This is a genomic window from Nocardioides terrigena, assembly GCF_003047265.1.
Taxonomy (GTDB): domain Bacteria; phylum Actinomycetota; class Actinomycetes; order Propionibacteriales; family Nocardioidaceae; genus Nocardioides; species Nocardioides terrigena.
Genome location: NZ_PZYY01000004.1, coordinates 478,730 through 503,340 on the forward strand (window position 1 = coordinate 478,730; position 24,611 = coordinate 503,340).

Annotated in this window: 18 protein-coding genes; 10 read left to right on the forward strand and 8 right to left on the reverse strand. The window is 72.8% G+C overall.

The window, feature by feature from the left end:
• The first annotated feature begins 21 nt into the window (after window positions 1-21).
• Window positions 22-1,845, forward strand: a complete 1,824-nt coding sequence (locus DAE25_RS11550; RefSeq protein WP_107766320.1) for a GAF domain-containing sensor histidine kinase — start codon at window positions 22-24, stop codon at window positions 1,843-1,845.
• Window positions 1,846-1,894: 49 nt separating this feature from the next.
• Here the strand turns inward: DAE25_RS11550 and DAE25_RS11555 are convergent, their stop codons facing one another.
• A complete protein-coding gene (locus DAE25_RS11555) occupies window positions 1,895-2,569 on the reverse strand; it encodes an NAD-dependent deacylase (RefSeq protein ID WP_107766321.1) in 675 nt (224 codons plus the stop codon).
• A 4-nt stretch (window positions 2,570-2,573) separates the two neighbouring features.
• Window positions 2,574-3,509, reverse strand: a complete 936-nt coding sequence (locus DAE25_RS11560; protein WP_107766322.1) for a 1,4-dihydroxy-2-naphthoyl-CoA synthase — start codon at window positions 3,507-3,509, stop codon at window positions 2,574-2,576.
• 83 nt (window positions 3,510-3,592) lie between these two features.
• Between DAE25_RS11560 and DAE25_RS11565 the strand changes: the two genes are divergently transcribed.
• From DAE25_RS11565 to DAE25_RS11575, 3 genes are all read left to right on the forward strand, one after another.
• On the forward strand, window positions 3,593-4,033 hold the full coding sequence (locus DAE25_RS11565; protein ID WP_107766378.1) for a nitroreductase family deazaflavin-dependent oxidoreductase: 441 nt from the start codon (window positions 3,593-3,595) through the stop codon (window positions 4,031-4,033).
• A gap of 40 nt (window positions 4,034-4,073) precedes the next feature.
• The gene (locus tag DAE25_RS11570; protein ID WP_234410989.1) at window positions 4,074-5,393 is read left to right on the forward strand and encodes an MFS transporter; all 1,320 of its coding nucleotides are present in this window, start codon (window positions 4,074-4,076) and stop codon (window positions 5,391-5,393) included.
• 111 nt (window positions 5,394-5,504) lie between these two features.
• Window positions 5,505-6,422 (forward strand): hypothetical protein, encoded by a 918-nt coding sequence (locus DAE25_RS11575; protein ID WP_107766323.1) that lies wholly within the window; start codon window positions 5,505-5,507, stop codon window positions 6,420-6,422.
• A 62-nt stretch (window positions 6,423-6,484) separates the two neighbouring features.
• Here DAE25_RS11575 and DAE25_RS11580 read toward each other — a convergent pair whose 3' ends face one another.
• From DAE25_RS11580 to recC, 4 genes are all read right to left on the reverse strand, one after another.
• Window positions 6,485-7,078, reverse strand: a complete 594-nt coding sequence (locus DAE25_RS11580; RefSeq protein ID WP_407669355.1) for an ACT domain-containing protein — start codon at window positions 7,076-7,078, stop codon at window positions 6,485-6,487.
• Between the two features lie 95 nt (window positions 7,079-7,173).
• Window positions 7,174-8,928 (reverse strand): exodeoxyribonuclease V subunit alpha, encoded by a 1,755-nt coding sequence (gene recD, locus DAE25_RS11585; protein WP_199907544.1) that lies wholly within the window; start codon window positions 8,926-8,928, stop codon window positions 7,174-7,176.
• The gene (locus DAE25_RS11590) at window positions 8,921-12,262 is read right to left on the reverse strand and encodes a UvrD-helicase domain-containing protein (RefSeq protein WP_107766325.1); all 3,342 of its coding nucleotides are present in this window, start codon (window positions 12,260-12,262) and stop codon (window positions 8,921-8,923) included. The genes recD and DAE25_RS11590 overlap by 8 nt, the downstream gene beginning before the upstream one ends.
• Window positions 12,259-15,609, reverse strand: a complete 3,351-nt coding sequence (recC, locus tag DAE25_RS11595) for an exodeoxyribonuclease V subunit gamma (RefSeq protein ID WP_107766326.1) — start codon at window positions 15,607-15,609, stop codon at window positions 12,259-12,261. The genes DAE25_RS11590 and recC overlap by 4 nt, the downstream gene beginning before the upstream one ends.
• 85 nt (window positions 15,610-15,694) lie before the next feature.
• Between recC and DAE25_RS11600 the strand changes: the two genes are divergently transcribed.
• Complete coding sequence (locus DAE25_RS11600) at window positions 15,695-16,360, forward strand: HAD family hydrolase (RefSeq protein WP_199907545.1); 666 nt, start codon at window positions 15,695-15,697, stop codon at window positions 16,358-16,360.
• 87 nt (window positions 16,361-16,447) lie between these two features.
• Here the strand turns inward: DAE25_RS11600 and DAE25_RS11605 are convergent, their stop codons facing one another.
• Both DAE25_RS11605 and DAE25_RS11610 read right to left on the reverse strand, forming a co-directional pair.
• Complete coding sequence (locus tag DAE25_RS11605; RefSeq protein WP_107766328.1) at window positions 16,448-16,621, reverse strand: CsbD family protein; 174 nt, start codon at window positions 16,619-16,621, stop codon at window positions 16,448-16,450.
• 156 nt (window positions 16,622-16,777) lie between these two features.
• Window positions 16,778-18,241, reverse strand: coding sequence for a S8 family serine peptidase (locus DAE25_RS11610; protein WP_234410990.1), 1,464 nt, complete (start codon window positions 18,239-18,241; stop codon window positions 16,778-16,780).
• A 300-nt stretch (window positions 18,242-18,541) separates the two neighbouring features.
• Here DAE25_RS11610 and DAE25_RS11615 point away from each other — a divergent pair, with 300 nt between their 5' ends.
• The 5 genes from DAE25_RS11615 to DAE25_RS11635 all read left to right on the forward strand — a co-directional run bounded on the left by DAE25_RS11615 (window position 18,542) and on the right by DAE25_RS11635 (window position 24,452).
• On the forward strand, window positions 18,542-20,209 hold the full coding sequence (locus tag DAE25_RS11615; protein ID WP_107766329.1) for an ABC transporter substrate-binding protein: 1,668 nt from the start codon (window positions 18,542-18,544) through the stop codon (window positions 20,207-20,209).
• 94 nt (window positions 20,210-20,303) lie between these two features.
• On the forward strand, window positions 20,304-21,314 hold the full coding sequence (locus DAE25_RS11620) for an ABC transporter permease (RefSeq protein ID WP_107766330.1): 1,011 nt from the start codon (window positions 20,304-20,306) through the stop codon (window positions 21,312-21,314).
• Window positions 21,315-21,318: 4 nt separating this feature from the next.
• Complete coding sequence (locus tag DAE25_RS11625) at window positions 21,319-22,269, forward strand: ABC transporter permease (protein ID WP_199907546.1); 951 nt, start codon at window positions 21,319-21,321, stop codon at window positions 22,267-22,269.
• A 4-nt stretch (window positions 22,270-22,273) separates the two neighbouring features.
• Window positions 22,274-23,308: an ABC transporter ATP-binding protein gene (locus DAE25_RS11630; protein WP_234410991.1), complete on the forward strand. Its 1,035-nt coding sequence runs from the start codon at window positions 22,274-22,276 to the stop codon at window positions 23,306-23,308.
• Complete coding sequence (locus DAE25_RS11635) at window positions 23,301-24,452, forward strand: ABC transporter ATP-binding protein (RefSeq protein ID WP_107766331.1); 1,152 nt, start codon at window positions 23,301-23,303, stop codon at window positions 24,450-24,452. Before DAE25_RS11630 ends, DAE25_RS11635 begins: the two co-directional genes overlap by 8 nt.
• The last annotated feature ends 159 nt before the right edge of the window (window positions 24,453-24,611 follow it).

Genomic DNA, 24,611 nt, shown 5'->3' on the forward strand with positions numbered 1-24,611 from the left:
TGTAGGGCGGAGGTGAGGGGCATGACGACCAGCGAGCAGACCGTCGAGCACGACCGCCCCCACCAGGGGGGCTGGGGCGAGCCGTCGTCCCGCGCGCAGCTGTGGCGTATCGCGGACGACCTGCGGCGCCGTGCGGGCTTCAGGATCTGTGCCATCGAGGTGCGCCGCAGCGACGACATGATGGAGTTCGTCGCGATCGCCGGCGACGACCCGGACGTGCGCGAGCTGGAGGGTCAGAGCTCCCCGCTCGACGCGATGTACCCAGCGGTCGAGCTCGGCGACGTGGTCGGCGTCTTCACCTTCGTCCCCTGGGAGTCGATGACCCAGGAGGCGTGGGACCGCATCGAGCCGTACGTCGTCGTGCCCGAGGGCGACGTCCCGACCTCGCCCGACGCGTGGCACCCCCAGGACATGCTCGTGGCCCGGCTCGTCGACGGCGCGGGACGGTTGCGGGCGTTCGTCTACTTCGACGTCCCCGACTCCGGTCTCCGCCCGACGTACGAGCTGCTGACCGCGATGAGCGCCGACCTCGACGTCAGCCTCCAGGCCGTCATCACCACCATCGAGCGCGAGGAGTACGCCGCCGGCATCCGCCTCGCGACCGGCGCCCGCGTCGTCGTCCGCTCGGCCGCCAGCCGACACGGGCTCGGGGAGCTGTTGCGGGTCGCGGGCGAGGAGCTGCATCGCGCCTTCCGGGCCGAGGTGCTCGCCGTGGACGTCTTCGGCGAGGCGCTGACCATGCACCCGCCCGCTGCGGTGGAGGTCGACGCGCCGCCCCTGCACCCGGCGCTTCAGGACGCCGCGAGCGCCTGCTGGGCGCGCCAGCGCGTCGTGCTCGTCGACGGCACCCGCGTGTGGGGCGACGACGACCTCGACGCACAGCACCGCGACGAGCTGGTCGCCCTGCTGGCCGCCCACGGGTGGGGCGAGGTGGTGATCGTGCCCGTCGGCGCCGGCGACGAGGTGCTCGGCATGCTGGCCATCGCGCGTGCGGTCGGCAGTGCTGCCTGGACCGACGACGAGAGCTCGGCGGCCCTCGACGTCGGGCAGGACCTGGGCCGGGCGATCCTCAACGCCCGTGCCTCCCAGCGCGAGCGGGAGGCGGCCGAGGAGCTGCGTCGGGTCGACGACTACCGCGCGGGCCTCATCGCCACGCTCGCCCACGAGCTCAAGAACCCGATCGGGGTGGTCGCGGGCCACGCGGAGATGCTCGCGTCGCTCGGCGACGTCGAGGGCCTGCCCCCCGCGGCACTGGTGTCCCTGGAGGCGATCACGCGCGGCGCCGACCGGCTCGCCACCCTGGTCGACGACCTGATGACGCTGAGCAAGGTGGGCGACCCCTCCCGCGAGCTCGACGCCGTGCCGGTGGACCTGCGGTGGGTGGTCACCTCGGTGGTGGAGCAGGCGACGCTGGCCGCCGCGCAGCGCGGCGTGGAGCTCGTCTGCGCGACCCCGCCGGAGCCGCTGGTCGTGCTCGGGGACGAGACGTCGCTGACCAGCGTGGTCACCAACCTGCTCACCAACGCGATCGGCTACTCCGACCAGGGCGGCTGCGTGCGGCTCTCGCTGTGGCGCCAGGACGACCACGTGGTGCTGGAGTGCGCCGACGACGGCATCGGCATCTCCGAGGACGACCGCGGCCGGCTGTTCACCGAGTTCTTCCGCAGCACCAACCGCGATGCCCTCGAGCGCCCCGGCACCGGCCTCGGGCTCACCATCACCCAGCGGATCGTGGAGCGCCACGGCGGCCGGATCTCGGTGGACTCCGAGCTGGGCGTCGGGTCGACGTTCAGAGTGCACCTGCCGGTCGCCGAGCCGCCGGAGGCGATCGTCGTCACCTGGTGATCCGGCCGGGTCACGCCCCTCCTCAGGTCCGCCCGAGCACCTCGTCGATTCACGCCGGGACGAGGTCGGTGGCCGGACCGCGACGGGACTGGCCGACGTCGACGCTCGCCTCGCTCGCGTGGAGGTTGAGCTCGAGGGTCTCCTTGCCGTTGCCGGCGGCGTAGTGCACGAAGGCCGCCGCCGGGTAGACGAGTCCCGAGGTGCCGATCGAGACGAAGAGGTCGCACTCCCAGAGGGCCTCCTCGATCTCGTCCATGCCGTGGGGGACCTCGCCGAACCACACCACGTCCGGGCGCAGCGCCGGCACGTCGCAGGACGGGCACGGCGGCCGGTGGCCGAGCGGGCCGTCCCACGCCGTGCGCTCGTCGCAGGCGGTGCACCACGCGGCCCGCAGCCGGCCGTGCATGTGGTGCACCCGGCGCGAGCCGCCGCGCTCGTGCAGGTCGTCGACGTTCTGGGTGACGAGGTGGAGCCGGTCGCCGAGGGCGTCCTCGAGCCGCGCCAGCGCCCGGTGCGCCGCGTTGGGCCGGACCCGGGCGAGGGCGGCGCGTCGCTCGTCGTAGAACCGGTGCACGAGCGCCGGGTCGTCGTCGTACGCCTCGGGGGTGGCGACCGTCATCGGGTCGTGGCCCTCCCACAGGCCGTCGGCGTCGCGGAAGGTCGGCAGGCCGCTCTCCGCCGAGATGCCGGCGCCGGTCAGGACGACGATCCGTGGCGGGTGCACGGGCTCAGAAGTACCAGGGGTACGGCGACCAGTCGGGGTCGCGCTTCTCGAGGAACTGGTCGCGACCCTCCTGCGCCTCGTCGGTCATGTAGGCGAGCCGCGTCGCCTCACCGGCGAAGAGCTGCTGCCCGACGAGCCCGTCGTCGAGGAGGTTGAAGGAGTACTTCAGCATCCGCTGCGCGGTCGGGGACTTGCCGTTGATCTTCCGGCCCCACTCCAGCGCGGTCGCCTCGAGGTCGGCGTGGTCGACGACCCGGTTGACCGCACCCATCCGGTGCATCGTCTCCGCGTCGTACTCGTCGCCGAGGAAGAAGATCTCCCGGGCGAACTTCTGCCCCACCTGGCGGGCGAGGTACGCCGAGCCGTAGCCGCCGTCGAAGGAGCCGACGTCCGCGTCGGTCTGCTTGAAACGGGCGTGCTCGCGGCTGGCGAGGGTCAGGTCGCTGACCACGTGCAGGCTGTGCCCACCGCCGGCCGCCCACCCGGGGACGACGCTGATGACGACCTTGGGCATGAAGCGGATCAGCCGCTGGCACTCCAGGATGTGGAGGCGGGCCAGCTTGGCCTGGTCGATCGGGTTCGGCGGGGCGCCGGCGTCGTCATGACCGCCCGTCTCGTACTGGTAGCCCGCCTTGCCGCGGATCCGCTGGTCGCCGCCGCTGCAGAACGACCACTTGCCGTGCTTGGCGCCGGGACCGTTGCCGGTGAGGAGCACGCACCCGACGTCCGCGCTGGTGCGCGCGTGCTCCAGGACGCGGAGCAGCTCGTCGACGGTGTGCGGGCGGAAGGCGTTGAGCACGTCGGGCCGGTCGAAGGCGATCCGCACCGTCCCGTGTGCCTTCGCCCGGTGGTAGGTGAGGTCGGTCAGGTCCTCGAAGCCGGGCACGTCGTCCCACTGGGACGCGTCGAAGATCTCGGACACTCCGTCGATCGCACTCATGGCGGCAACCTAACGCCCGCCACCCGTCGTACGCCGACCCGGTCCGCTGGAATCCGGGAGGTGGACGTGGTGTTGTGGCCGACATGGCACTGACAGGTGAGTACGTCCCCAGCGCGACCAAGTGGGTCCGCGACAACGTCGAGGAGTACGAGGCGTCCGACGGGGAGAAGGGCGGCACGCTGCCCGGCACCCCCTACCCGGTCGTGGTGATCACCTCGGTGGGCGCGAGCTCCGGCAAGCTGCGCAAGAACCCCGTCATGCGTGTCGAGCGCGACGGCGCCTACCTCGCGGTGGCCTCCAAGGGAGGGGCGGACGACGACCCGGTGTGGGCCGACAACTTCCGCAAGCACCCGGAGGTGGACCTCCAGGACAAGGCGGAGAAGCACACCTACCGGGTCCGCGAGCTGACCGATGACGAGCGTGAGGACTGGTGGGCGCACGCCGTGGCCACCTGGCCGACGTACGCGTCGTACAAGGAGAAGACCGAGCGCCAGATCCCGCTGTTCCTCCTCGAGCGGGACTGAAACCCGGCACGAGGCACCCTCCGGATCCCACAATGAGCCGGTGACCACTCCCGCACCGGCGCTCCGATCGGCCTTCGACGAGCCGACGACCACGCCGCCGGTGCGGTGGACGCTGTCCCTCGTGCTGCTCAACCTCGGCATCATGGCCGCGTGGTTCGGCCCGATCCAGGTGCTGCTCGCCCAGCAGGCCGAGGAGATGGCCGCGGCCGAGGCGGGCGGGCCCAGCAAGGAGGTGCTGCTGGCGGTCGTCCTGCTCACCGGGGCCACGGTGTCGATGGTCTGCAACCCCGTGTGGGGTGCCTTCTCCGACCGCACCACGTCGCGCTTCGGTCGACGGGTGCCGTGGGTCGTGGGCGGGACGGTGACCGGGGCGGCCGCACTCGTCCTGCTCTCGTGGGCGGACGGGCCGGTGTGGCTGGTGCTCGGCTGGTGCCTCGCGCAGCTGGCCCTCAACGCCGCGTGGGCCGGTGGTACCGCGGCCGTCCCCGACCAGGTGCCGGTCCCGCGCCGTGGGCTGGTGGGCGGCCTGATCGCGATCGCCGGCACCGTCGGCGTGCTGCTCGGCATCAAGATCGCCGAGCTGACCGGCTCGATCGCCCAGGGCTACCTCGTCACGGCGGTGACCGTGCTGGTCCTCGCCGTGCCGTGGATCCTGGGCTCCCGCGACGTCCCGCTCCCGCGCGACCACGTGCTGCCCCCGTTCGACGCGCGCGCGATGCTGCGGTCCTTCTGGGTGTCGCCGCGCGAGCACCCCGACTTCGCGTGGGCCTGGCTCACCCGGCTGCTGGTAAACCTCGGCAACTGGATCGCCCTCAACTACCTCTACTACTTCCTCACCGACGGCCTCGGCTTCGGCGCCGACGATGCCACCGGCCGGCTCGGACTGCTCGTCCTCCTGTACGGCGCCACGACGGTGGCCACCACCGTGCTGGTCGGCTGGTGGAGCGACCGGATCGGGCGGCGCAAGGTCTTCGTGGTCTGGTCCGGGATCCTCATCGGAGTCAGCTCACTGGTCCTCGGCGTCGCCCAGACCTGGACGGGGGCGGTCGTGGCCGCGGTGGTGCTCGGGGCCGGGTTCGGGGTCTACCAGGCGGTGGACTTCGCACTCATCACCCAGGTGCTGCCGTCGGCGGAGGGGCGCGCCAAGGACCTCGGCGTCATCAACATCGCGGCCACGCTCCCGCAGGTGCTGGCGCCCGCGATCGCGGGTCTGGTCCTGGAGGTCGTCCGGAGGTCCGGTGGGTCGGTGATCACCGAGGGCGACTCCTGGTCGCTGGGCTACGGGATCGTGTACGCCGTCGGCTTCGTGCTGTGCCTCGTCGGCTCGGTGCTGGTGACCCGCATCCGGTCGGTCGCCTGAGGGCTTGCCGCAGCGGGACGGGGCCGGGGAGTTCTCCGGTTTCGGGGGTGCAGGCGGCGGCGCGTGGCGATACTGGCGCGGATCGCCGTCCGCCGAGTCCCGGAGCGTCCCGTGTCGCGTCGTCCCACCCTCGCCGTCCTCGTGACCGCCCTGCTCGGGGCGGTCGTCGTGGTCCCGTCCCACGCGGCCTCCGCCGCCACGGTCCCGAGCTCGCACGTGGAGACGTGCCGGGCCTCGGGCCTGGACGGCGCCGCCAGGATGACCCTCCTGACCACCCGGACGGGCCGGGACCGGTCCGGGACCCACGCGTCCTTCGTGAAGGCGTGGGTGTACGCCGTCGCTGGCAGCGACCTGCGGTGCGTCGTCGCGCGGCTCGACGGTGCGAGGGTGGAGCGCAAGCCGGGCCGGACGGCGACCTACTCGGTCGGGCACCTGGCCTTGCGGTCCGGCCTGGTCGTCGTGGACACGGGAGAGGTGCTCCCGGTCTCCGGCGAGCCGGTCGGCTCGAGCGGCTCGATCGGATCGACCCGCGGCATCGGACTCGTCACCGAGGTGATCGACCTCGAGGAGACCGACACCATCCCGGCAGCGGCCGTGGACTTCCTGCCGCCCGAGCTGGCGGGTCTCGCCGGTCACGATGTCACCCTCACGACCGACACCCTCGAGGTGGTCATGACGGCGACGTCCTGGACCGAGAGCCTTCGTGCCCGCCCCATGACCGCGTCGCAGGCGAGGAAGAGGCGGGCCGCCGAGGTGGCCAGGGCTCGGACGATCCGTGACTCGCAGATGGCTGCGGCCGCAGCGGCTCGCGACGCCACGCTCGCCCAGGCCGCGGGTGCGACCGGCCTGACGGCAGGCTGGCTGCGGTTCTCTGCCGACCAGGAGTTCGTGCTGGCCACGGAGGCGGCCCGCGCGGCCTTCGCCACGAGCAAGCGGATGGCGCGCGACCACGCGCGCCTGGCCCGCGAGGGTGTCGAGGTGCGGCAGGCCTACGAGCACGAGGCCAGGGTGGCCGTGCCGCTCGTCTGACCGTGCTCGCCGCGACACCTGACGACCCCGGGCCGTCCGCGCGGGTGCCGCCGGGATCCGGATCAGGCGCGGCTGATGGTCTGCGCGAGCCCGAGCAGGTGGCCGAGCCGGGCCAGCTCGGAGTCGAGGAAGTCGGGGCCACCCCGGCGGCCGAGCACGATCACGTCGCCGTCGATCGGCGCGCCGCACAGCAGGGTCACGTCGTCGACCCCCTCCAGGCGGGTGGGTCGCTCGAGCCCGATCCAGCCGAGCGTGCCGGGGGCGGCGTCGGTGGCCCGGACCACGCTGCCGTCGGGTGCGATCCGTGAGGCCCAGTCGACGCGGAAGGTGATCGGCAGCATGTCGAGGACCCGGTTGATGGCCTGGGCGGGCTGGGCGGTGAGCTCCTCGACGACCTCGAGGTCGAGGAAGAGGTTGCCGCCGGCGCCGTACCGGTTGATCCAGAGCACCTCGACCCCGTCGAGGGCGTTGCACGCCGAGACCACGGAGTCGGGCATCGTGCCGGGGCTGATCTCCAGGAGCACGTCGTCGACCGCGCGGCCGTCGACGCCCTTGTCGACGATCTCGATGGCCTCGATGTCGCCCCCGGCCTCACCGATCGCGCTCGCGACGCGGCCCAGCGATCCCGGGACGTCGGGCAGGGAGACGCGCAGCAGGAACGGCATGGGCCGAGGCTAGCGGGGACGCGTTGCGCAGGTGTTTCCCGTACCGCAGCGTGGGCGACGGTCCCGGAGTCCGACGAATCGTGCTGTCAGGACCCGGCCAGGCGCACCCGCAGCCCGCTCGCGCGCTGGGCCTGCCGCTCGATCGCGGCCCGGACCGCGGGCTCCGGACCGATGACCCGCACGCGGCGCTGGGCCCGGGTGACGGCGGTGTAGAAGAGCTCCCGGGTCAACAGCCGCGACTCCACGTCGGGCAGGAGCACGCTCACCACGTCGGCCTGGCTGCCCTGGCTCTTGTGGATCGTCATGGCGTGCATGGTCTCGACGTCCCCGAGCCGGGACGGGGCGAAGTGGAGCGGCTCGGCTCCCGCGCCGGCGATCGCGACCCGGCGCCCGCCGTCGGGCATCGCCACCACGACGCCCGTGTCGCCGTTGTAGATGCGCAGGGCGTGGTCGTTGGCCGTCACGAGCAGGGGACGGCCGAGGTAGTCGCGCTCGTGCAGCGGGTCACCCGTCTCGGCGGCCAGCCACTGCTCGATGCGTCGGTTCCAGTGGCGGACGCCGTAGGGGCCGTCGCGGTGGGCGCACAACAGCCGGTGCCGGTCGAGGGCGGCGAGGGTGCGGGTCATGTCCCCGGCCATCGCGGCGTCGCGGACCGCCAGGGCCGCGGGCAGTGCGGTGCTGCGGATCTGGGAGGCCGGGTCGGCATCGGTCACCCACTCGACCTCCTCGTGGCCGGCCGCCAGCACCTCTAGCGCGGCGTCGGCGTCGCCGACCCGGAGGGCCTCGGCCAGGGACCCGATCTCGGCGCCGAAGCGGTGGGTCGTACGCAGCGCCGCGACCGGGGAGTCGGGGCGGCCCTCGTATCCGCGGACCAGGTCCGTCAGCACCGCGCCCGCATCGACCGAGGACAGCTGGTCGGGGTCGCCCACCAGCACCAGCCGGGCGTCGGGCCGCACTGCCTCGAGGAGGCGCGCCATCATCGTCAGCGACACCATCGAGGACTCGTCGACCACCACGACGTCGTGGGGCAGCCGGTTGCCCCGGTGGTGGCGGAAGCGGGTGCTGTTGTCCGGCAGTCGTCGCAGCAGCCGGTGCAGCGTCATCGCCGACAACCCCTCCAGCCGCGCGCGGTCGGCGTCGCCGAACCTCGCGGCCGAGCGGTGGACCGCCTCCTCCAGCCGGGCCGCGGCCTTGCCGGTCGGCGCCGCCAGGGCGATGCGCAGGGTCTCCCCGCGCGCCTGGGCCTGCTCGTGCAGGGCGACGAGGAGGCCAGCGACCGCGGTCGTCTTGCCGGTCCCGGGCCCGCCGGTGATGACGGTCGTCCACTGCCCGGCCGCACCGCGGCACGCCGCCTGCTGCTCGGCGTACCCCTCGCCGAAGACGCGACCGAGCGCGTTGTCGACCACGGCGGGGTCGTAGGGAGGGGCGGACGCGGCGCGGGCGGTGAGGTCGTCGAGGACCTGCGTCTCCTGCTCGTGGTAGCGGTCGAGGTAGAGCAGCCCGTGCTCCCAGTGCAGGACCCCGAGGTCGACGAGCGGGCTGGCGGCGACCGCGCTCGCCCAGGCGGCGGGCTCGGGCCACGGGAGCGGCTCGTCGACGGGCAGGTCGGCGATGGTCGCCAGGTCGAGGCAGATCGAGCCGGCCCGGACGGCTCTCGCGGTCAGCGCGATCGCGAGCAGGACGGACGCGTCCGACTCCCCGCCGAGCCGGCCGAGGTTGGTCGCGACGTGCACGTCGGCGGAGGTGACGACGCCGGCCGTGTTGAAGGTGGCCAGCAGGCCGTCCGCGCCCAGGGCGAGGCGCGCATCGGTGGGGTCCAGGACCTCGAAGACGTCACTCACGTCCGACTCCGTCCAGCAGGTCCGACAGGGCCTCCACGAGCGCGACGGGCGGCCGCCAGGCAAAGACACCGCAGGGGGCGCCGGCGACTCGGGGCGTGTCGGGCCCGCACATGCCGCGCAGGTAGAGGTAGAGCACGCCGCCCAGGTGCTCGGCGGGGTCGTAGCCGGGGAGCCGCCAGCGCAGGTAGCGGTGCAGGACCACGACGTAGAGCAGTGCCTGGAGCGGGTAGTCGGAGTGCCCCATCGCCTCGTCGAGCACCGCCGGGCGGTAGTCGTGGGCAGTCAGGGGGGCGGCCAGGTCGCCGAGCCAGTTGGTCTTGTAGTCGGCGGTCACGTAGCGGGTGCGGCCCTCGACCTCGACCCGCATCACCAGGTCGATCGAGCCGGTGAGGTAGCCCGTGAGCTGCTGCCCGGCCAGCCCGGGGTCGCCCTCGAGCGCGTCGGCGTAGCCACGGACCGGGTCCCCCTCGGGCAGGTGGCGTCGCAGGAGCGGCGCGAGGTCGCCGAGCCGGACGGTGTCGGTCTTGTACGACGCGTCGTCACCGCCGGCGAGCGGCAGCTCGAAGTCGAGCTCGGTGAGCCGGTCCGCGGACGCGATGTCGAGCAGGGTCGCCTCGGCCGCGAGCGGTCCCAGCGGGCTGGAGCAGACGGCGACGAGCGCGTCGGCGAGCTCCTCGGCGTCGAGGTCGACGGGCCACCAGACCCGCTGCTCGGCGATGTGGGCCAGCACGTCGGCCCGGAAGTCGGCCGCACCGGGATCGGCGTGCTCGAGCACGGCGTGGACCAGCGAGCCGAACGTCGCCCCCACCGGGAGCGTGGCCATCGGCGAGGGCACCGTGGCGAGCGCGAGGTCCGGCTGGTCGGCGGAGGGCTCGAGGTCGAGCAGCCCGAGGTCGTCGTCGTCCTCGAGCTCGGGGACCTCCTCGGGCTCGGACAGCGAGCGGTCGGAGCCGTGCGGGGTGGTGGCCGCCGCGGACAGGGACGAGTAGGAGGTGCGACGCCACGCGGTGTCGACCCCGCGGGTGAACCGCCGGGCCGCGAGGTCGAGGACGGACTGCTCGATGGGGGTCGGGTCCGGCGGCGGGCTGTCGGCGCGCTCGGGCGCCGGCCCGCCGGCCGCCTGCCAGTGGCCGAGGATCTCCACGACCCGGTCGTCGGGGACGACGGCCTGCTCGTCGGGCACCGAGGACATCCCGGGCCGCCGCCCGAAGAGCAGTCGGTGCAGCGGCGAGGCGGGGGTGTTGAGGGCGGCCGGGGCGTACCACGCCACCACCTGGGACTGGGCCCGGGTGAGGGCGACGTAGAGCAGCCGCAGCGACTCGCCGGCGTCCTCGCGGCGGTGCCGGGCGACGTGCTCACCCCGCCACGGGCTGGCCCCGCCCACGTCGCGGGCGCGGTGGCCGTCGGTGTCGTGGAAGAGCGGCACGTCGGGGTCGTTGCCGGTGTAGCGGTTCCACAGGGTGGGGGCGTAGACGATGGGGTACTGGAGGCCCTTGCTGCCGTGGATCGTCACCAGCTGGACTGCCGCGGCGTCGGAGTCGAGGCGACGGGTGCGCTCCGAGGCGACCTCGACCTGCTCGTCGGCCACCTGCGCACGCAGCCAGGCGAGCAGCCCGACGATGCCGAGCCGCTCGTCCACCGAGACCTTGTGCAGGGCCTCGCCGATGTGGCGCAGGTCGGTCAGGGTGCGCTCGCCACCGACTCGGGCGAGCACCCGGGCGGTGAGGCCGTCGACCACGGTGGCCTCGAGGACGGCGGCCACGCCCCGGACGGCGAAGACGTCGGCCAGGGTGCGCACCCGGTCGGCGAGCCGGTCGGTCTCCACGTCCCCGCCACTGTCGAGGCCGGCGGCGGACACACCGAAGAACGACGTGAGCGCCGCCGCGCGCACCCGGTCGGTGCGGTGCGGCTGCTCGATCGCCTCGAGCAGGGTGAGCCACTCGGTCGCGGCCGGCGTGTGGAACACGGTGCCGCCGGAGCTGATCACCGCCGGCACCCCGAGGTCGGCCAGCGCCTCCTGGACGGCCTGGAGCTCGGCACGGCGCGCGGCCAGCACGGCCACGTCCCCGGGCTCGAGGTCGCGACCGTCGAAGGTCGGCTTGCTGAGCAGCAGCCGCTTGATCTCCCGGGCCACGTCGAGGGTGACGTGGTCACGCCAGTGTCCGACGGTGACCTTCGCGCGTGGTCCCACCCCGAGCTCGTCGCGCCCGACGACCCTGATGCGGAAGGGCTCACCCGCCCCCTGGAGCCGGGACCCCGGGTGGGACGCCTCGACCGGGTGCACCACGATCCGCTCGTCGCCGAGCTCGGCGGAGCCGAGCAACGCCTGCAGCCGCTCGAGGAGCGCCTCGTCGGAGCGGTAGTTGACCCCGAGGGTCTGGGTCGTGCCCGCCGTCTCGGCCGCTCGGAGGTAGGTCACGATGTCACCGCCGCGGAAGGCGTAGATGGCCTGCTTGGGGTCGCCGATGAGCACCATGGTCGCCGCCCCGGTGAACGCCCGGTCGAAGACCTGCCACTGCACCGGGTCGGTGTCCTGGAACTCGTCGATCAGCACGACCTTCCAGCGGTGCCGCATCCGTGCGCGGGCCGGGGCGTCCTCGTCGGCCAGCGCGTCGGCGAGCTGCACCAGCAGGTCGTCGTAGCTCAGCACGCCCAGTCGTCGCTTGCGGGTGTCGATCTCGGCGAGCACGTCGAGGGCGAACTGCACCCGTGCTGCCGCCTCGGAGTCGGGCGCCTCGGCGAGCGCCTGCCGGGGCTCGACGACGGCCCGTGGGTCGCCGACGACCTCGCGGGCGATCCGCAGGGCCACGTCGCGCGACCACGGCGGGGTGCGGTGCCCGGCGAAGCGGGCGAGGTAGAGGTCGTCGACCACCTCGGTGGTGAGCTGGTCGAGGTCCTCGACCAGGGTCGCGGACGCGTCGGTGTCGCCGGCCACCCCCAGGCTGCGGAGCACGAGCTGGCAGAACTGGTGGATCGTGGCGATCGTCGCCGCATCGAAGGAGACGAGCGCGTCGGTGAGGCGACGCGCCCTCCGGCGTCGCTCCTCGTCGTCGGCGTCGAGGAGCCACGTGTGCAGGTCGTTGGGCCTGCGCTCGCTGGCCGGGTCGTCGAGCACGTCGGCCGCCTCGACGAGCGCCGCACGCACCCGCTCGCGCAGCTCCTGGCTGGCCGCACGGGTGAAGGTCACCACGAGCATCTCGTCGAGGGTCGCCTCGCCCGCGGCGACGTACTTGGTGACGAGCGCGGCGATGGTCCACGTCTTGCCGGTGCCGGCGCTCGCCTCGAGCAGCGTGGTGCCGGTGGGCAGTGGCCCCAGGATGGAGAAGGTGTTCACAGCGACCTCACCAGCTCGTGCCCCTCGCTCAGCAGCGGCCCCCAGGTCAGCCAGCTGTAGTGGGCGAGCCGGTGGGGTGCCGGACCCGGCTCGTCACCGCGCAGCGGCGACCTGAGCAGGGAGTACGGCGCGTGCTCGCCGAAGGCGCGCACGTGCCACGGGTCCTGGTCCTCGCGCGGGAAGCCGGTCTCGTTGAAGCGCGGAGTCGTCCACTCGCGCTCGGCCTTGACGTCGGGGTCGGCGTCGCGGCCGGTCATCGCGAACCGGTAGTCCTCGGCGTAGGCGAGCGAGGTCTTGACCGGCAGGGGCAACGGCTCGCACTGACCGCGGTCGTGCACGTCGATCAGCTGTCGCAGCCACGCGCGGGCCTGGTGCTCGGGCAGTGGCCGGATCATTGCGACCTGGCCCCCGGTGCGGTGCTTGCCGACCGTGTGGGCCGTCCAGTTCTCGTCGGGGTGGCCGGCCGCCAGCGCGAGCGCGTCGATCCAGGCGGCGATCCGGTGCTTGGCGCCCAGGCTGGAGTAGCTCACCCGGACGAGGTTGTTGCCCCAGATGTTGCCGACCGTGCCGGTCACGCGGCGGTCGCCGAGGTCGATGTCCACGTCGAGGGAGCGGGCCGGTCCGGTGCGCAGCGACAGGCCGTGGGTCACCAGGGGCCGCACCTTCTGCACGATCGAGGTCAGCACCCCGACCCCGAGCTCGCCGGGGGGCAGCAGCCCGCGCAGCTGCTCGGCCACCATCCCGGTCTGCGGGTCCGCACCGGCGAGCACGTCGCCCACCAGCCGGTCGCCGACCGCCCACTGCTCCAGACCGTCGAGCACGATCGGCACGGCGTCCTTGGCCTCGTCGGCGTCGTAGGGCGTGCTGACCCGCAGGCGACCCTTGAAGAAGCCGCGCACCGGGTGCTTGAAGAAGTCGTGCAGGTCGGCGAGCTCCACGTCGGAGGCGGCGCCGGGGTCGGGGGCCGACAGGGGCTCGGGCACCAGCTCGCGCACCTCGATCCGGGGGCGCCGCGCGGCCAGCGCGCCGGCCAGCGCGGTCTGGTCGAAGGTGAACGGCTCCGTCCCGCCAAGGCGCCCGCGCACCAGGTTGACCTCGTCGAAGGGCTGGAGGGGGTGATGCACCAGCACGTGCTCGCGCACCGGGTCGGCAGCCGTGCGGTCGAGGGCGTCGAGCAGCTCGCCGAGGGGGACGGCCGGCGGGCGGGCCGCGCCGTTGTGCTCACCGTGGCCGGTGTAGGTGACGACCAGCGTCTCGGTGGCGGCGCCAATCGCGTCGAGGAGCAGCTGCCGGTCCTCGGAGCGCAGGTCGCGCTCGCCCGTGAGGGGGCGCCGGGCCAGCACGTCGTCACCGTCGATCGAGGCGATCCGGGGGAACACCCCGTCGTCGAGCCCGACCAGGCACACCACCCGGTGTGGCACCGAGCGCATCGGGACCATCGTGCAGACGGTCAGGGTGCCGGTGCGGAAGTTGGACCGCGTCGGCCGGCCCCGGAGCCGGTGCTGGAGCAGGGCGCGCACGTCGGCGTGCCGCAGGGTGGTGGTCGCGCCGCTGACGCTGGAGGTGATCCGGCCGATCTCGCGGTCGAACTGGGCCAGCTGCCAGGCGCCGGCCAGCGCCGTCGACGTCAGCGCGTGCACCGCGTCGGAGATCGCCGAGGTCCACTCCTCGACGGTCTGGGCCCGCTCGGCACGGGCGGTGAAGGAGTGCAGCCGCTCGACCAGCTCGGCGAACCGACCGGCCAGCTCGAGGTCGCCGTCACCCACGTCGTCGATCGGCAGCGTGCCGCCCACGAAGCGGTGTCCCTGCCCGGACATGGCCGCGCCGAGCAGCACCCGGCGCATCCCGAACCGCCAGGTGTTGGCGTCGACCGGGACGCCGAAGGTGCGGCGGTGGGTCGCGTCGTAGCCCCAGCGGATGCCGGACTCGGCGACCCAGTGGCCCACCCGCTCGAGGTCGTCGTCCCCCCACCCGAAGCGGGTGCGCACCGGATCGGCGCCGGCCAGGTCGAGCACCTGGGTGGCGGTGAGGCGGCCGCCCGCCAGCTCGACGAGCGCGGCGGCGACGCCGAGCAGCGGGTTGGTGGCGCCCAGCGACCGGTCGGCAAGACGGACCCGCAGCTGGTGGGCGGGATGCCCGGCGCCGTCGGCGGTGACGTCGGCGAGCCCGAAGCCCGCGGAGATGAGCGGGGCGTAGGACTCGATGTCCGGGCACATCACGAGGATGTCGCGCGGCTCGAGGGTCGGGTCGTCCTGAAGCAGCCCGACCAGCACCTCGCGCAGCACGTCGACCTGACGGGCCGCGCCGTGGCAGGCGTGCACCTGCACCGACCGGTCGGCGGGCGCGCGCCGGGCACGCAGGTCGGCGTCGGGGGCCGCGTTGGCGCGCAGGTCGTGCTGGAGCCAGCCGAGCAGCGAGTCCGGCAGGGGAGGGGTGGCACCGACCGTCACGGGGGCCTCGCCGAGCCCGCGGCGCAGCTCGCGGGAGTCCCGGCCGAGCGAGGCGAGCAGCGGGTGTCCGACGAGGTCGGCCGACGTGTCGGCGGTGCGGGGCACCGGGCCCTGCGCCGCCGTGGGCGCGAGGTCGCGCCACAGCTCGGTGGACGCCTGGGGCAGCCAGAGGTGCACCTCGCGCAGGTCGCCGAGGGCCCGCAGCAGCGCGACCTCGGTGACGGGCAGTCGCGTGTGGCCGAAGAGGGACAACCGCGGCGGCAGGTCGAGGTCGTCACCCCCGGACCGGAGACGGTCCACGGTCTCCGCGTGCCGGACGTCGGGCGGCGTGGTGCCCACGTGGACGAGGAGCCGGCGCCACAGCTCGGCCTGCCAGCGCAGGTCGGGATCGAGCGGCCCCCCGGCCCCGTCGGTGTCGCGCCGTTCGCGCCAGTCGGTCACCAGCGCCGGGCGCTGCACGGCGTACGACGCGAACAGTCCCGCCAGCCGCCGGGCCACCGCGTAGCGACGGGCCTTGCGCTCGGCCCCGCGATCCGCATGGCCGAGGTGCCGGCTGAGCGCCTCGAAGCCGGTCTCGCCCAGGCACTCGTCGACGACCTCGAGCAGCGGCCACGCCAGCCGGTCGGGCTCCCAGGGGTCGTCGGAGTCCTTGCCCAGCAGCATGGCCACCAGCGAGTGCGGGGTCACGAAGTCGACGCCGGCACAGACGCCGTCGCCCGCGCGCGCCCCCACGCCGAGGCGGTGGCTGAGCCGCTGGGTCACCCAGCGCTCGACGCCACGCGCCGGCACGACGACGACCTCCCGCGCGAACGGGTCGTCGAGCGGGGTCGCCAGCAGGTCGGCGAGCCCGTCGGCCAGCGCGTCGGTGCGCTCGGCGACGTGGAGGTGCAGGGCCATGGCGTCACCCTGCCATCCGGCACCGACACCGCCCCCGGCCGGACACGCGGACCGGTGCATGACGTGCCGCGACTACCGTCGGGCCATGGACACCCCGGTCGTTCTCCTGGACATCGACGGCACCCTCGTCGACTCGACCTACCACCACGCGATCGCGTGGCACCGCGCCTTCGGCGCCCACCACGTCGAGGTGCCGCTGTGGCGGATCCACCGCACCATCGGGATGGGCGGCGACAAGCTGGTGACCGAGGTCGCGGGCGACGCCGTCGAAGCGGTCCACGGCGACGACCTCCGGGCGAGGTGGGAGGAGGAGTACGCCGCGCTCCTCGACGAGGTCTCGCCGCTGCCGGGTGCGCGCGACCTGGTGCTCGACCTCCACCAGCGGGGCCTCGCGGTCGTCCTGGCGTCGTCGGGTGCCGAGCGCTTCAGCCACGAGGCGGTGCGGCTGCTCGACGTCGGGGACGAGGTGGCGGCGGTGACGTCGTCGTCCGACGCCGAGGAGTCCAAGCCCGACGCCGACATCCTCACCGTCGCGCTCGACCGGGTGTCGGGCGAGCGGGCCGTCGTCGTCGGGGACACGCCGTTCGACGTCGAGGCGGCCGCCCGGATCGGGCTGGCCTGCGTGGCTGTGCTGACCGGCGGCTACGCCCGGGCCGAGCTCGAGGAGGCCGGCGCCGCCCTGGTGGTCGAGGCGGCCGCGGACCTCGTCGGGCACGAGTGGGCCCCACTGATGCGGACCGCCCGCAGGTAAGCCGGCCGTCCCGGAAATGACACGAGGGACACCGACCCCCATCGATGTCCCTCGTCGTCGTCCTCGCGGACGACTGTCCCCGAAGGGTCAGTGCTTGAAGGCGTCCTTCACCTTCTCGCCGGCCTGCTTGACGTCCGACTTGGTCTGGTCGCCCTTGCCCTCGGCCTCGAGGCGCTCGTTGTCCGTCGCCTTGCCGGTGGCTTCCTTGCCCTTGCCGGTCAGGTCCTCGGCCGCGTTCTTGATCTTGTCGTCAAGACCCATGACTCACACCTCGTTCGCACGATTGGTCCCCGGGCGTCCCGGGCTTCCTCCGAACCTGCCACCCGCGCGTGGGGAAACCAACACCCTTCCGGGTGGTGCCCCGGCGGTCGCCCTCCCCCGGGGCGAGGGCGAACGCCGGAGCGGATCGGGGTGGGTTCAGCGCACCGCCTGCGCGGCGGCCACGACGTCGACGAGCCCGTAGCCCTTGTCGAACGAGGTCGTCCCGAGCGGTCCCCGCTCGTAGGCGGCGCCGTCGGCGTACTTGTGGGCGGTCGTCTTCATCGCGTCCTCCACCTGCGCGGGGGTCGCGGCCGGGTTGGCCTGGAAGAGCTGCGCCGCGATGCCGGCGATGTGCGGTGCCGCCATCGACGTACCGCTGATCGTGTTGAACGTGCCGACGTCGAGCAGGCCCGGGCCGTTCTCCGGAGCGAGACCCGTCGCGCAGATCGCCAGGTAGAGGCGGCACGACGAGGTGATGTTCTCACCCGGTGCGGAGATGTCGGGGTACGTCGACTGGTCGCCGTCCGCGCCGCGCGAGCTGAAGTCGGACACGACGCCGTCGCGGGTGCCGGTGTCCTGGTCGTAGTAGGACGCCACCGAGATGATGCCGCCGGTCGGGTCGGTGCCGGGCGGGTTGGACAGGCTGGTGGAGCCGTCGCCGCCGTCGTTGCCGTTGGCCCAGACGGTCACGACGCCCTCGGCCACCAGCGCGCGCTGGAGCTTGACGGTGGCCGACTCGGGGTCGAACTCGCCGCCGCCGCTGGGGCCGTAGGAGTTGTTGGTGACCTTGATCGGCGGGCACTCGGCGGCCGGGACACCCTCACCGCACGGGGCCGCGTGGTTCTCCAGCACCCAGTTGAGCGCGGCGTCGGCACCGATGATGAACAGGCCGGCCCCGGTGGAGAGGGAGACGAGCTTCGCGCCCGGGGCCGCCCCCTGGAGCTGCTTGCCGTCGCTCAGGGTCACCGGGTTGCCGGCGACGATGCCGTTGACGTGGGTGCCGTGGCCGCCGACGGACAGGGTGTCGGTGTCGACCGCGGTGGGCAGCTCCTGCACCGTGCAGAACGCCTCGAGCGGGTCGCACAGCGTCTTGAGGTTGGCGACCACGGCGCTGCCGCCGTCGGCCTCGGCGAAGTAGGGGTGCGTGGGGTCGACGCCCGAGTCGATGACCGCGACGCTCACGCCACGGCCGGTGAGCTCCTTGCCGTCCGCCCCGGTCAGGGTCCGGGTGGCCTCGTAGCCGCGGGTCGCGACGTTGCTGGTGTCCTGGAAGAGCTCGATGCCCTGGTTGCCCTCGACGTAGGTCACGCCGGGCTCCGAGCGCACCGCCTGGACCTGGCTGGCCGTGCCGGTGGCCACGACGACGCCGATCCTGTCGAAGCTGGTCACCGCCGTCATCCCGGTCGCGGCCACGGCGTCCCTCGCCTGCTGCAGCGTGGCGCCGTGCACCATCACCGCGGTCGGCACGCCGGCGCCGAGGCGCGTCAGCTGGGTGGCGAGGTGGGACGACACGTTGGCGCGGTCGCCGGAGTCTGCGGCGGTGGCCGTCGTCGGTGCCACGAGGCTCGCCGAGGCGACGAGCGCCGCGGCGCCTGCTGCCAGGGTGGTCTTGATTCGCACGATCGCATCCCTCCACGCCCCGTCGCGTCGGTGCGGCGGACCCGGGTCGGCCGGGTCACGGGGCGATGTCCGCTCAACGAGCCCACGCCGTCCGGGTCACGCCCGACGACCGCCCGGATCTCGCCGATTGGCCCGTTCGGACCACTCCGTCACGCTCGAGAGGTAGTCCGAACGTGTCATGCCCGTGTCCACATCGTGGCCGTCGTCGGGCTAGAGTGCCGCCACCCAGTGACGTGGATCACGCCCGGAACGGGCCGGCGTGAACGTGTGACCACGGCTCGACAGTGAGGTGTTGACCAGATGAGAACTGTCCGCAAGTTGGCGTCGATGGCAGCGGTGGGCGCTCTCGCGCTGACCACCGTGTCGTGCGCCGAGTCCGAGCGGGGCGACGGCGGCGGGGAGGGCGGGGGCGGCGAGTCCACCTTCACCTTCGGCGCCGCGGGTGCCCCCGAGATGTTCGACCCGCTCTACGCGACCGACGGCGAGACCTTCCGGGTCACCCGGCAGATGTTCCAGGGCCTCCTGGGCATCGAGCCCGGCACCGCCGAGGTCGTGCCCGAGCTGGCCACCGAGTGGACCTCCAACGAGGAGGGCACCGAGTGGACGTTCACGCTCCGTGACGACGTGACCTTCCACGACGGCGAGCCCTTCAACGCCGAGGCGGTCTGCGCCAACTTCGAGCGGATGTACGACCAGAACGAGGCCGGTCAGGTCGCGGCCGAGTACTGGGGCTACGTCATGGGCTCCTTCGCCAACGACCCCGACAACTCGCTGTACCAGGGCTGTGAGGCCGCGGACGAGTTCGAGGCGGTCGTGACGATCAGCCGGTCCACCTCCGGCTTCCCGACGATGCTGACGCTCGCGTCGCTCGCGATGCAGTCGCCTGCGGCCATGGAGGCCGGCGACGCCAACGGCATCGCCACGCAGGGTGAGGGCTTCTCCTTCCCGGACTACGCGCAGAACCCGGTCGGCACCGGCCCCTACCAGTTCGTCGAGTACGACCAGGCCGTCGGCACGGTCAGCCTCGAGGCGTACGACGACTTCTGGGGCGACGCTCCCGCGTCCTCCGACCTGACGTTCCGCGTCATCCCCGACGAGAGCACCCGGCGCCAGGAGCTCGAGGCCGGCAGCATCGACGGCTACGACCTCCCCAACCCCGCCGACTGGTCGGGACTCGAGGAGAGCGGCAACAGCGTCGAGGTCCGTGACCCGTTCAACATCTTCTACCTCGGCCTCAACCCCGAGGCCAACCCGCAGCTCAAGGACCTCAAGGTCCGCCAGGCGCTCTACCACGCCCTCGACCGTGAGCAGCTCGTGCAGACGCAGCTGCCCGAAGGGGCCGAGGTGGCGACGCAGTTCATGCCGTCGACGGTGAGCGGCTACGCCTCGTCGCTGGAGCCCTACGCCTACGACCCCGACCAGGCCAGGCAGCTCCTGCAGGAGGCCGGCGCCGAGGGCATGACCCTGACGTTCGCCTACCCGACCGAGGTCAGCCGCCCGTACATGCCGGACCCGCAGCAGCTCTACGAGGCCCTGCGCACCAACCTCGAGGACGTGGGCATCAACGTCGACGTCAAGACGGCCTCCTGGAACGGCGGCTACCTCGACAACGTGACGGCCGGCAAGTACGACGCCTACCTGCTCGGCTGGACCGGCGACTACGACTCCGCGTTCAACTTCGTCGGCACGTTCTTCGGCAACCTCAAGGAGAACGACTTCGGCACCAAGGCCTACCCCTGGGGCCAGCAGCTCGCCGACGACCTCCAGGCGGCCGACGCGGTCGTCGACGAGGACGAGCGGGGCGCGGCGTTCGAGGAGATCAACGCCCAGATCATGGAGGAGTACCTCCCGGGCCTGCCGATCAGCCACTCGCCGCCGGCGCTCGTCGTGGGACCGGACGTCGAGGGTGTGATCCCGAGCCCGCTGACGGCCGAGGAGTTCAGCACCGTCAGCGTCGGTGGCCAGTGAGGGCCGCCTGACGCCGACGACGTGAGGTCGAGGGGGGTCATCCGCACGGTGGCCCCCCTCGACACTGTCCGACATCTACTCGAGGGAGCTTGTCGTGGTCCGATTCATCGTGCGCCGGATGCTGCAGATGGCCGGCGTGCTGGTGGTGCTGTCCATGCTCTTGTTCGTGTGGCTCAAGGCGTTGCCGGGCGGGCCGGTGTCGGCCATCCTCGGCGAGCGCGCCACGCCGGAGCGACGGGCGGCCCTCGAGGCGGCCCTCGGCCTTGACCAGCCGGTCTACGTGCAGTACCTCCGGTTCGTCGAGCGCGCCCTGCACGGCGAGTTCGGTGCTTCGACGGCCGTGCTGCCCGGTGAGGACGCCTTCCAGGTGTTCCTGATCCGGCTCCCCGCGACCATCGAGCTGGCCATCTTCGCGATGGTGCTGGCCGTCGCGCTGGGCATCCCGCTGGGTTACTTCGCCGCGCGGCGCAAGGGATCCCCCCTCGACTCGGGGGCCGTCGTCTTCTCCCTCATCGGCGTGGCCGTCCCCGTCTTCTTCACCGCCTTCCTGCTGAAGTACTTCGTGGCGGTCGAGTGGCAGCTCCTGCCCGTCTCCGGCCGGCAGGACCCGAGCCTCGACGCGACCAGGGTCACGGGCCTGTTCATCCTCGACGGGCTGCTCACCCGGGAGTGGGACGCAGCCTGGGACGCACTCCGCCACCTCATCCTGCCGGCGGTGGCGCTGGCGACCATCCCCTTCGCGATCATCTTCCGCATCACCCGGGCCTCGGTGCTCGACACCATGGACGCCGACTTCGTCAGGACGGCCGAGGCGAAGGGCCTGACCGCGAGTGTCATCCGCAGCCGCCACGTGCTCCGCAACGCCATGCTGCCGGTCGTGACGGTCATCGGGCTCTCACTGGGCGGGCTGCTTGCGGGGGCCATCCTCACCGAGACCGTCTTCTCCTTCCCCGGCATCGGGGACGCGATCTACCAGAGCCAACGGGACAAGGACTACGCCGTGCTCACCGTGCTGATCCTCGCCTCGGCGGCCATCTTCGTGATCATCAACCTGCTCGTGGACATCGCCTACGCCGTCCTCGACCCGCGGATCAGGACGAGGTGACGCCGTGACCACCGAACCGTCGTACGCCGGGCGCCGCAAGGAGCGCATCGACGCCCTCGCCGCCCACTCCTTCGACGAGACCGCCGGGGTCTCACTGATCGTCAGCGCGTGGCGGCGGCTGCGCCGCGACCCGGTGTTCCTCTTCGGCCTCGGCATCACGGTGGTGTTCATCGTCCTGGCCGTCATCTCGCCGTGGATCGCGCCGCACGATCCTGCCGCGGCGCCGCTCCTGGACAAGGTCCGCCCGCAGACCAACCCCGTGCCGGGCCCAGAGCCGGGCTTCCCACTGGGCGCCGACGACCGTGGTCGCGACCTTCTCTCACGGCTGCTGGTCGGCAGCCGACAGACGCTCGTCGTCGGGGTCTTCGCCACCATCTTCGGCCTCATCGGCGGACTGTTCCTCGGCATCCTCGCCGGGTCGTTCGGCGGCGCGGTCGACTCCGTGGTGATGCGCATCGTCGACGTGATGCTCTCCGTGCCGTCGCTGCTGCTGGCCTTCACGATCGCGGCGCTGGCACCCCGGCCGAGCCAGACCACCCTGATCATCGCGATCGCCATCATCCAGGTGCCGATCTTCGCCCGGCTGCTGCGGGGCTCGATGCTCGGGCAACGCTCCAGCGACCACGTGCTGGCCGCCCGGGCTCTCGGGGTCAAGAAGAGTGCGATCGTCTTCCGCCACGTGCTCCCCAACTCGATGGGCCCGGTGATCGTCCAGGCGACGCTGGTGCTCGCGATCGCCATCATCGACGCGGCAGCACTCTCCTTCCTCGGGCTCGGCAGCCCCGACGACCGCCAGCCCGAGTGGGGCCAGATGCTGGGCCGCTCGCAGGAGTTCATCTACGACCACCCGCACCTGGCCGTCTACCCCGCCCTGTGCATCATCACGGTGGCCCTCGGCTTCACGCTGATGGGCGAGTCCATGCGTGAGGCCCTCGACCCGAAGACCCGGAGGTGACGCGGTGAGCGCCACGATCAGGACCAGTGTCGGCAGGCCGCCGTCGCACGGCCCGCTGCTGTCGGTCGAGGACCTCCGGGTCACCTTCACCCGGCACGGCGAGGAGCCGTTCAAGGCGGTCGACGGTGTCTCCTTCGACGTCCACCCCGGCCAGACGGTCGGCCTGGTGGGCGAGTCCGGGTGCGGCAAGTCGGTCACGTCGCTGGCGATCATGGGGTTGCTGCCCAAGCGGGGCAACCACGTCGAGGGCACGGCGACGTACGAGGGGGTCGACCTGCTCGGCCTCTCCGACAAGGAGATGCGCGACCGGCGCGGCCGCGACATCGCGATGATCTTCCAGGACCCCCTGTCGTCGCTCAACCCGGTCGTGCCGATCGGCGTCCAGGTCACCGAGGTCATGGAGCGGCACCGGGGGATGAGCCGCAAGGACGCGATGCCCCACGCGCGCGACCTGCTCGAGCGGGTGGGCATCCCCGACCCCAACGCCCGGCTGAAGAACTATCCCCACCAGCTCAGCGGCGGGATGCGCCAGCGGGCCCTGATCGCCATGGCGCTGGCCTGCCAGCCGCGCCTGCTGATCGCCGACGAGCCCACGACGGCCCTCGACGTGACGATCCAGGCCCAGATCCTGGCCCTGCTCAAGGAGCTGGTGCAGGACACCGGCACGGCCCTGATCATGATCACCCACGACCTCGGCGTGGTCGCCGGCCTCTGCGACGAGGTCAACGTCCTGTACGCCGGGCGGATCGTCGAGCGCGGCGACCGGCACCGGCTCTTCGCCCGGCCGCGCCATCCCTACACGCACGGCCTGCTCTCGTCGATCCCGCGCCTGGACTCACCCCGCGGCGAGAAGCTCAACCCGATCACCGGCTCGGTCTCCGACAACCTCCCGTGGACCTCCGCCTGTGCCTTCGCCCCCCGCTGCTCGCACGCCCAGGAGGACTGTCGTGTGCAGACACCGCCGTGGGAGTGGGAGAACGACGGCCGGGGCCTGCGCTGCCACCACCCCGTCGAGGCCGAGGAGGTCGGCCGTGGCTGACCGGACCAGCTCCGAGACGCGCACGCTGTCGGGCGACGTGCTCGTCGACGTCCGCGGTCTCAAGGTGCACTTCCCCATCAAGCGCGGGGTGATCTTCGACCGCACCGTGGGGCACGTGTACGCCGTGGACGGCGTCGACCTGCAGATCCGGCGCGGCGAGACCTACGGGCTGGTGGGGGAGTCCGGGTGCGGCAAGTCGACCCTGGGGCGCGCCATCCTCAACCTCGAGACGCCCACCGAGGGCACGGTGTCCTTCGACGGCGAGGACATTGCGGGCCTCACCGGCGAGACCCTGCGCCGCAAGCGCCAGCACATGCAGATGGTCTTCCAGGACCCGATGTCGAGCCTCGACCCGCGCCAGTCCGTCGAGTCGCTGCTCGTCGAGGGCATGCGGGCGCACGGCCTCGACACGGACAAGGCGGGCACCCACGCCCGGCTGCGCGAGCTCCTCGCCTCGGTCGGACTGCCTCCGGCGGCGCTGCGGAAGTACCCGCACGAGTTCTCCGGTGGCCAGCGCCAGCGCATCGGCATCGCCCGGGCCCTCTCGGTGGGTCCGGACCTCATCGTCGCCGACGAGCCCGTCAGCGCGCTGGACGTGTCGGTGCAGGCCCAGGTGCTCAACCTGCTCGAGGAGCTCCAGGACGAGCTCGGGCTGACCTACCTCGTGGTGGCCCACGACCTGGCGGTGGTGCGGCACATCAGTGACCGCATCGGCGTGATGTACCTCGGCGGCATCGTGGAGGAGTCCGAGGCCGGCGAGCTCTACGACCTCCCGCTGCACCCCTACACGCGGGCACTGATGTCGGCCGTGCCCGTGCCCGACCCGGTGCTGGAGGACACCCGCGAGCAGATCCTGCTCACGGGGGACCTGCCGTCCCCGTCCAGGCCGCCGAGCGGCTGCCGCTTCCACACCCGCTGCCCGTGGCGCCAGCCCACGCGGTGCGACGAGGAGCGGCCGGAGCTGCGCGTGGTCGACGTCCCCGGCGCCACCGAGGGCCACCGGGTCGCCTGCCACTGGGTCGAGGGCATCGCCTCCGGCGAGATCACCCGGCACGAGGTCGCGCCCGAGCTCGCCGAGCAGTCCGAGGTCAGCACTCCCGCCGAGGACGACTCTGCGTTCGACCCGAGCATGTACCAGATGTGAGCCGGCCGTCGCCCCGGGCCGGTCGACACTGGCGGCGGCACGCAACCGGATCGCCCCTCGTGCTGTTGTCCTGACTTGTGTCGGTATGGACAGTTCTGTCTCGGGTTCGTCCGGACACTTTGACCCGCTGTGAGCGCATGGTGCGTCCATGGCAGACAG

Bases quoted from the DNA above. Each gene is read 5' to 3' on its own strand.
- DAE25_RS11550 (WP_107766320.1), top strand. From the start codon at position 22: ATGACGACCAGCGAGCAGACCGTCGAGCACGACCGCCCCCACCAGGGG.
- DAE25_RS11560 (WP_107766322.1), bottom strand. From the start codon at position 3,509: ATGAGTGCGATCGACGGAGTGTCCGAGATCTTCGACGCGTCCCAGTGG.
- DAE25_RS11565 (WP_107766378.1), top strand. From the start codon at position 3,593: ATGGCACTGACAGGTGAGTACGTCCCCAGCGCGACCAAGTGGGTCCGC.
- recC (WP_107766326.1), bottom strand. From the start codon at position 15,609: ATGGCCCTGCACCTCCACGTCGCCGAGCGCACCGACGCGCTGGCCGAC.
- DAE25_RS11600 (WP_199907545.1), top strand. From the start codon at position 15,695: ATGGACACCCCGGTCGTTCTCCTGGACATCGACGGCACCCTCGTCGAC.
- DAE25_RS11605 (WP_107766328.1), bottom strand. From the start codon at position 16,621: ATGGGTCTTGACGACAAGATCAAGAACGCGGCCGAGGACCTGACCGGC.
- DAE25_RS11615 (WP_107766329.1), top strand. From the start codon at position 18,542: ATGAGAACTGTCCGCAAGTTGGCGTCGATGGCAGCGGTGGGCGCTCTC.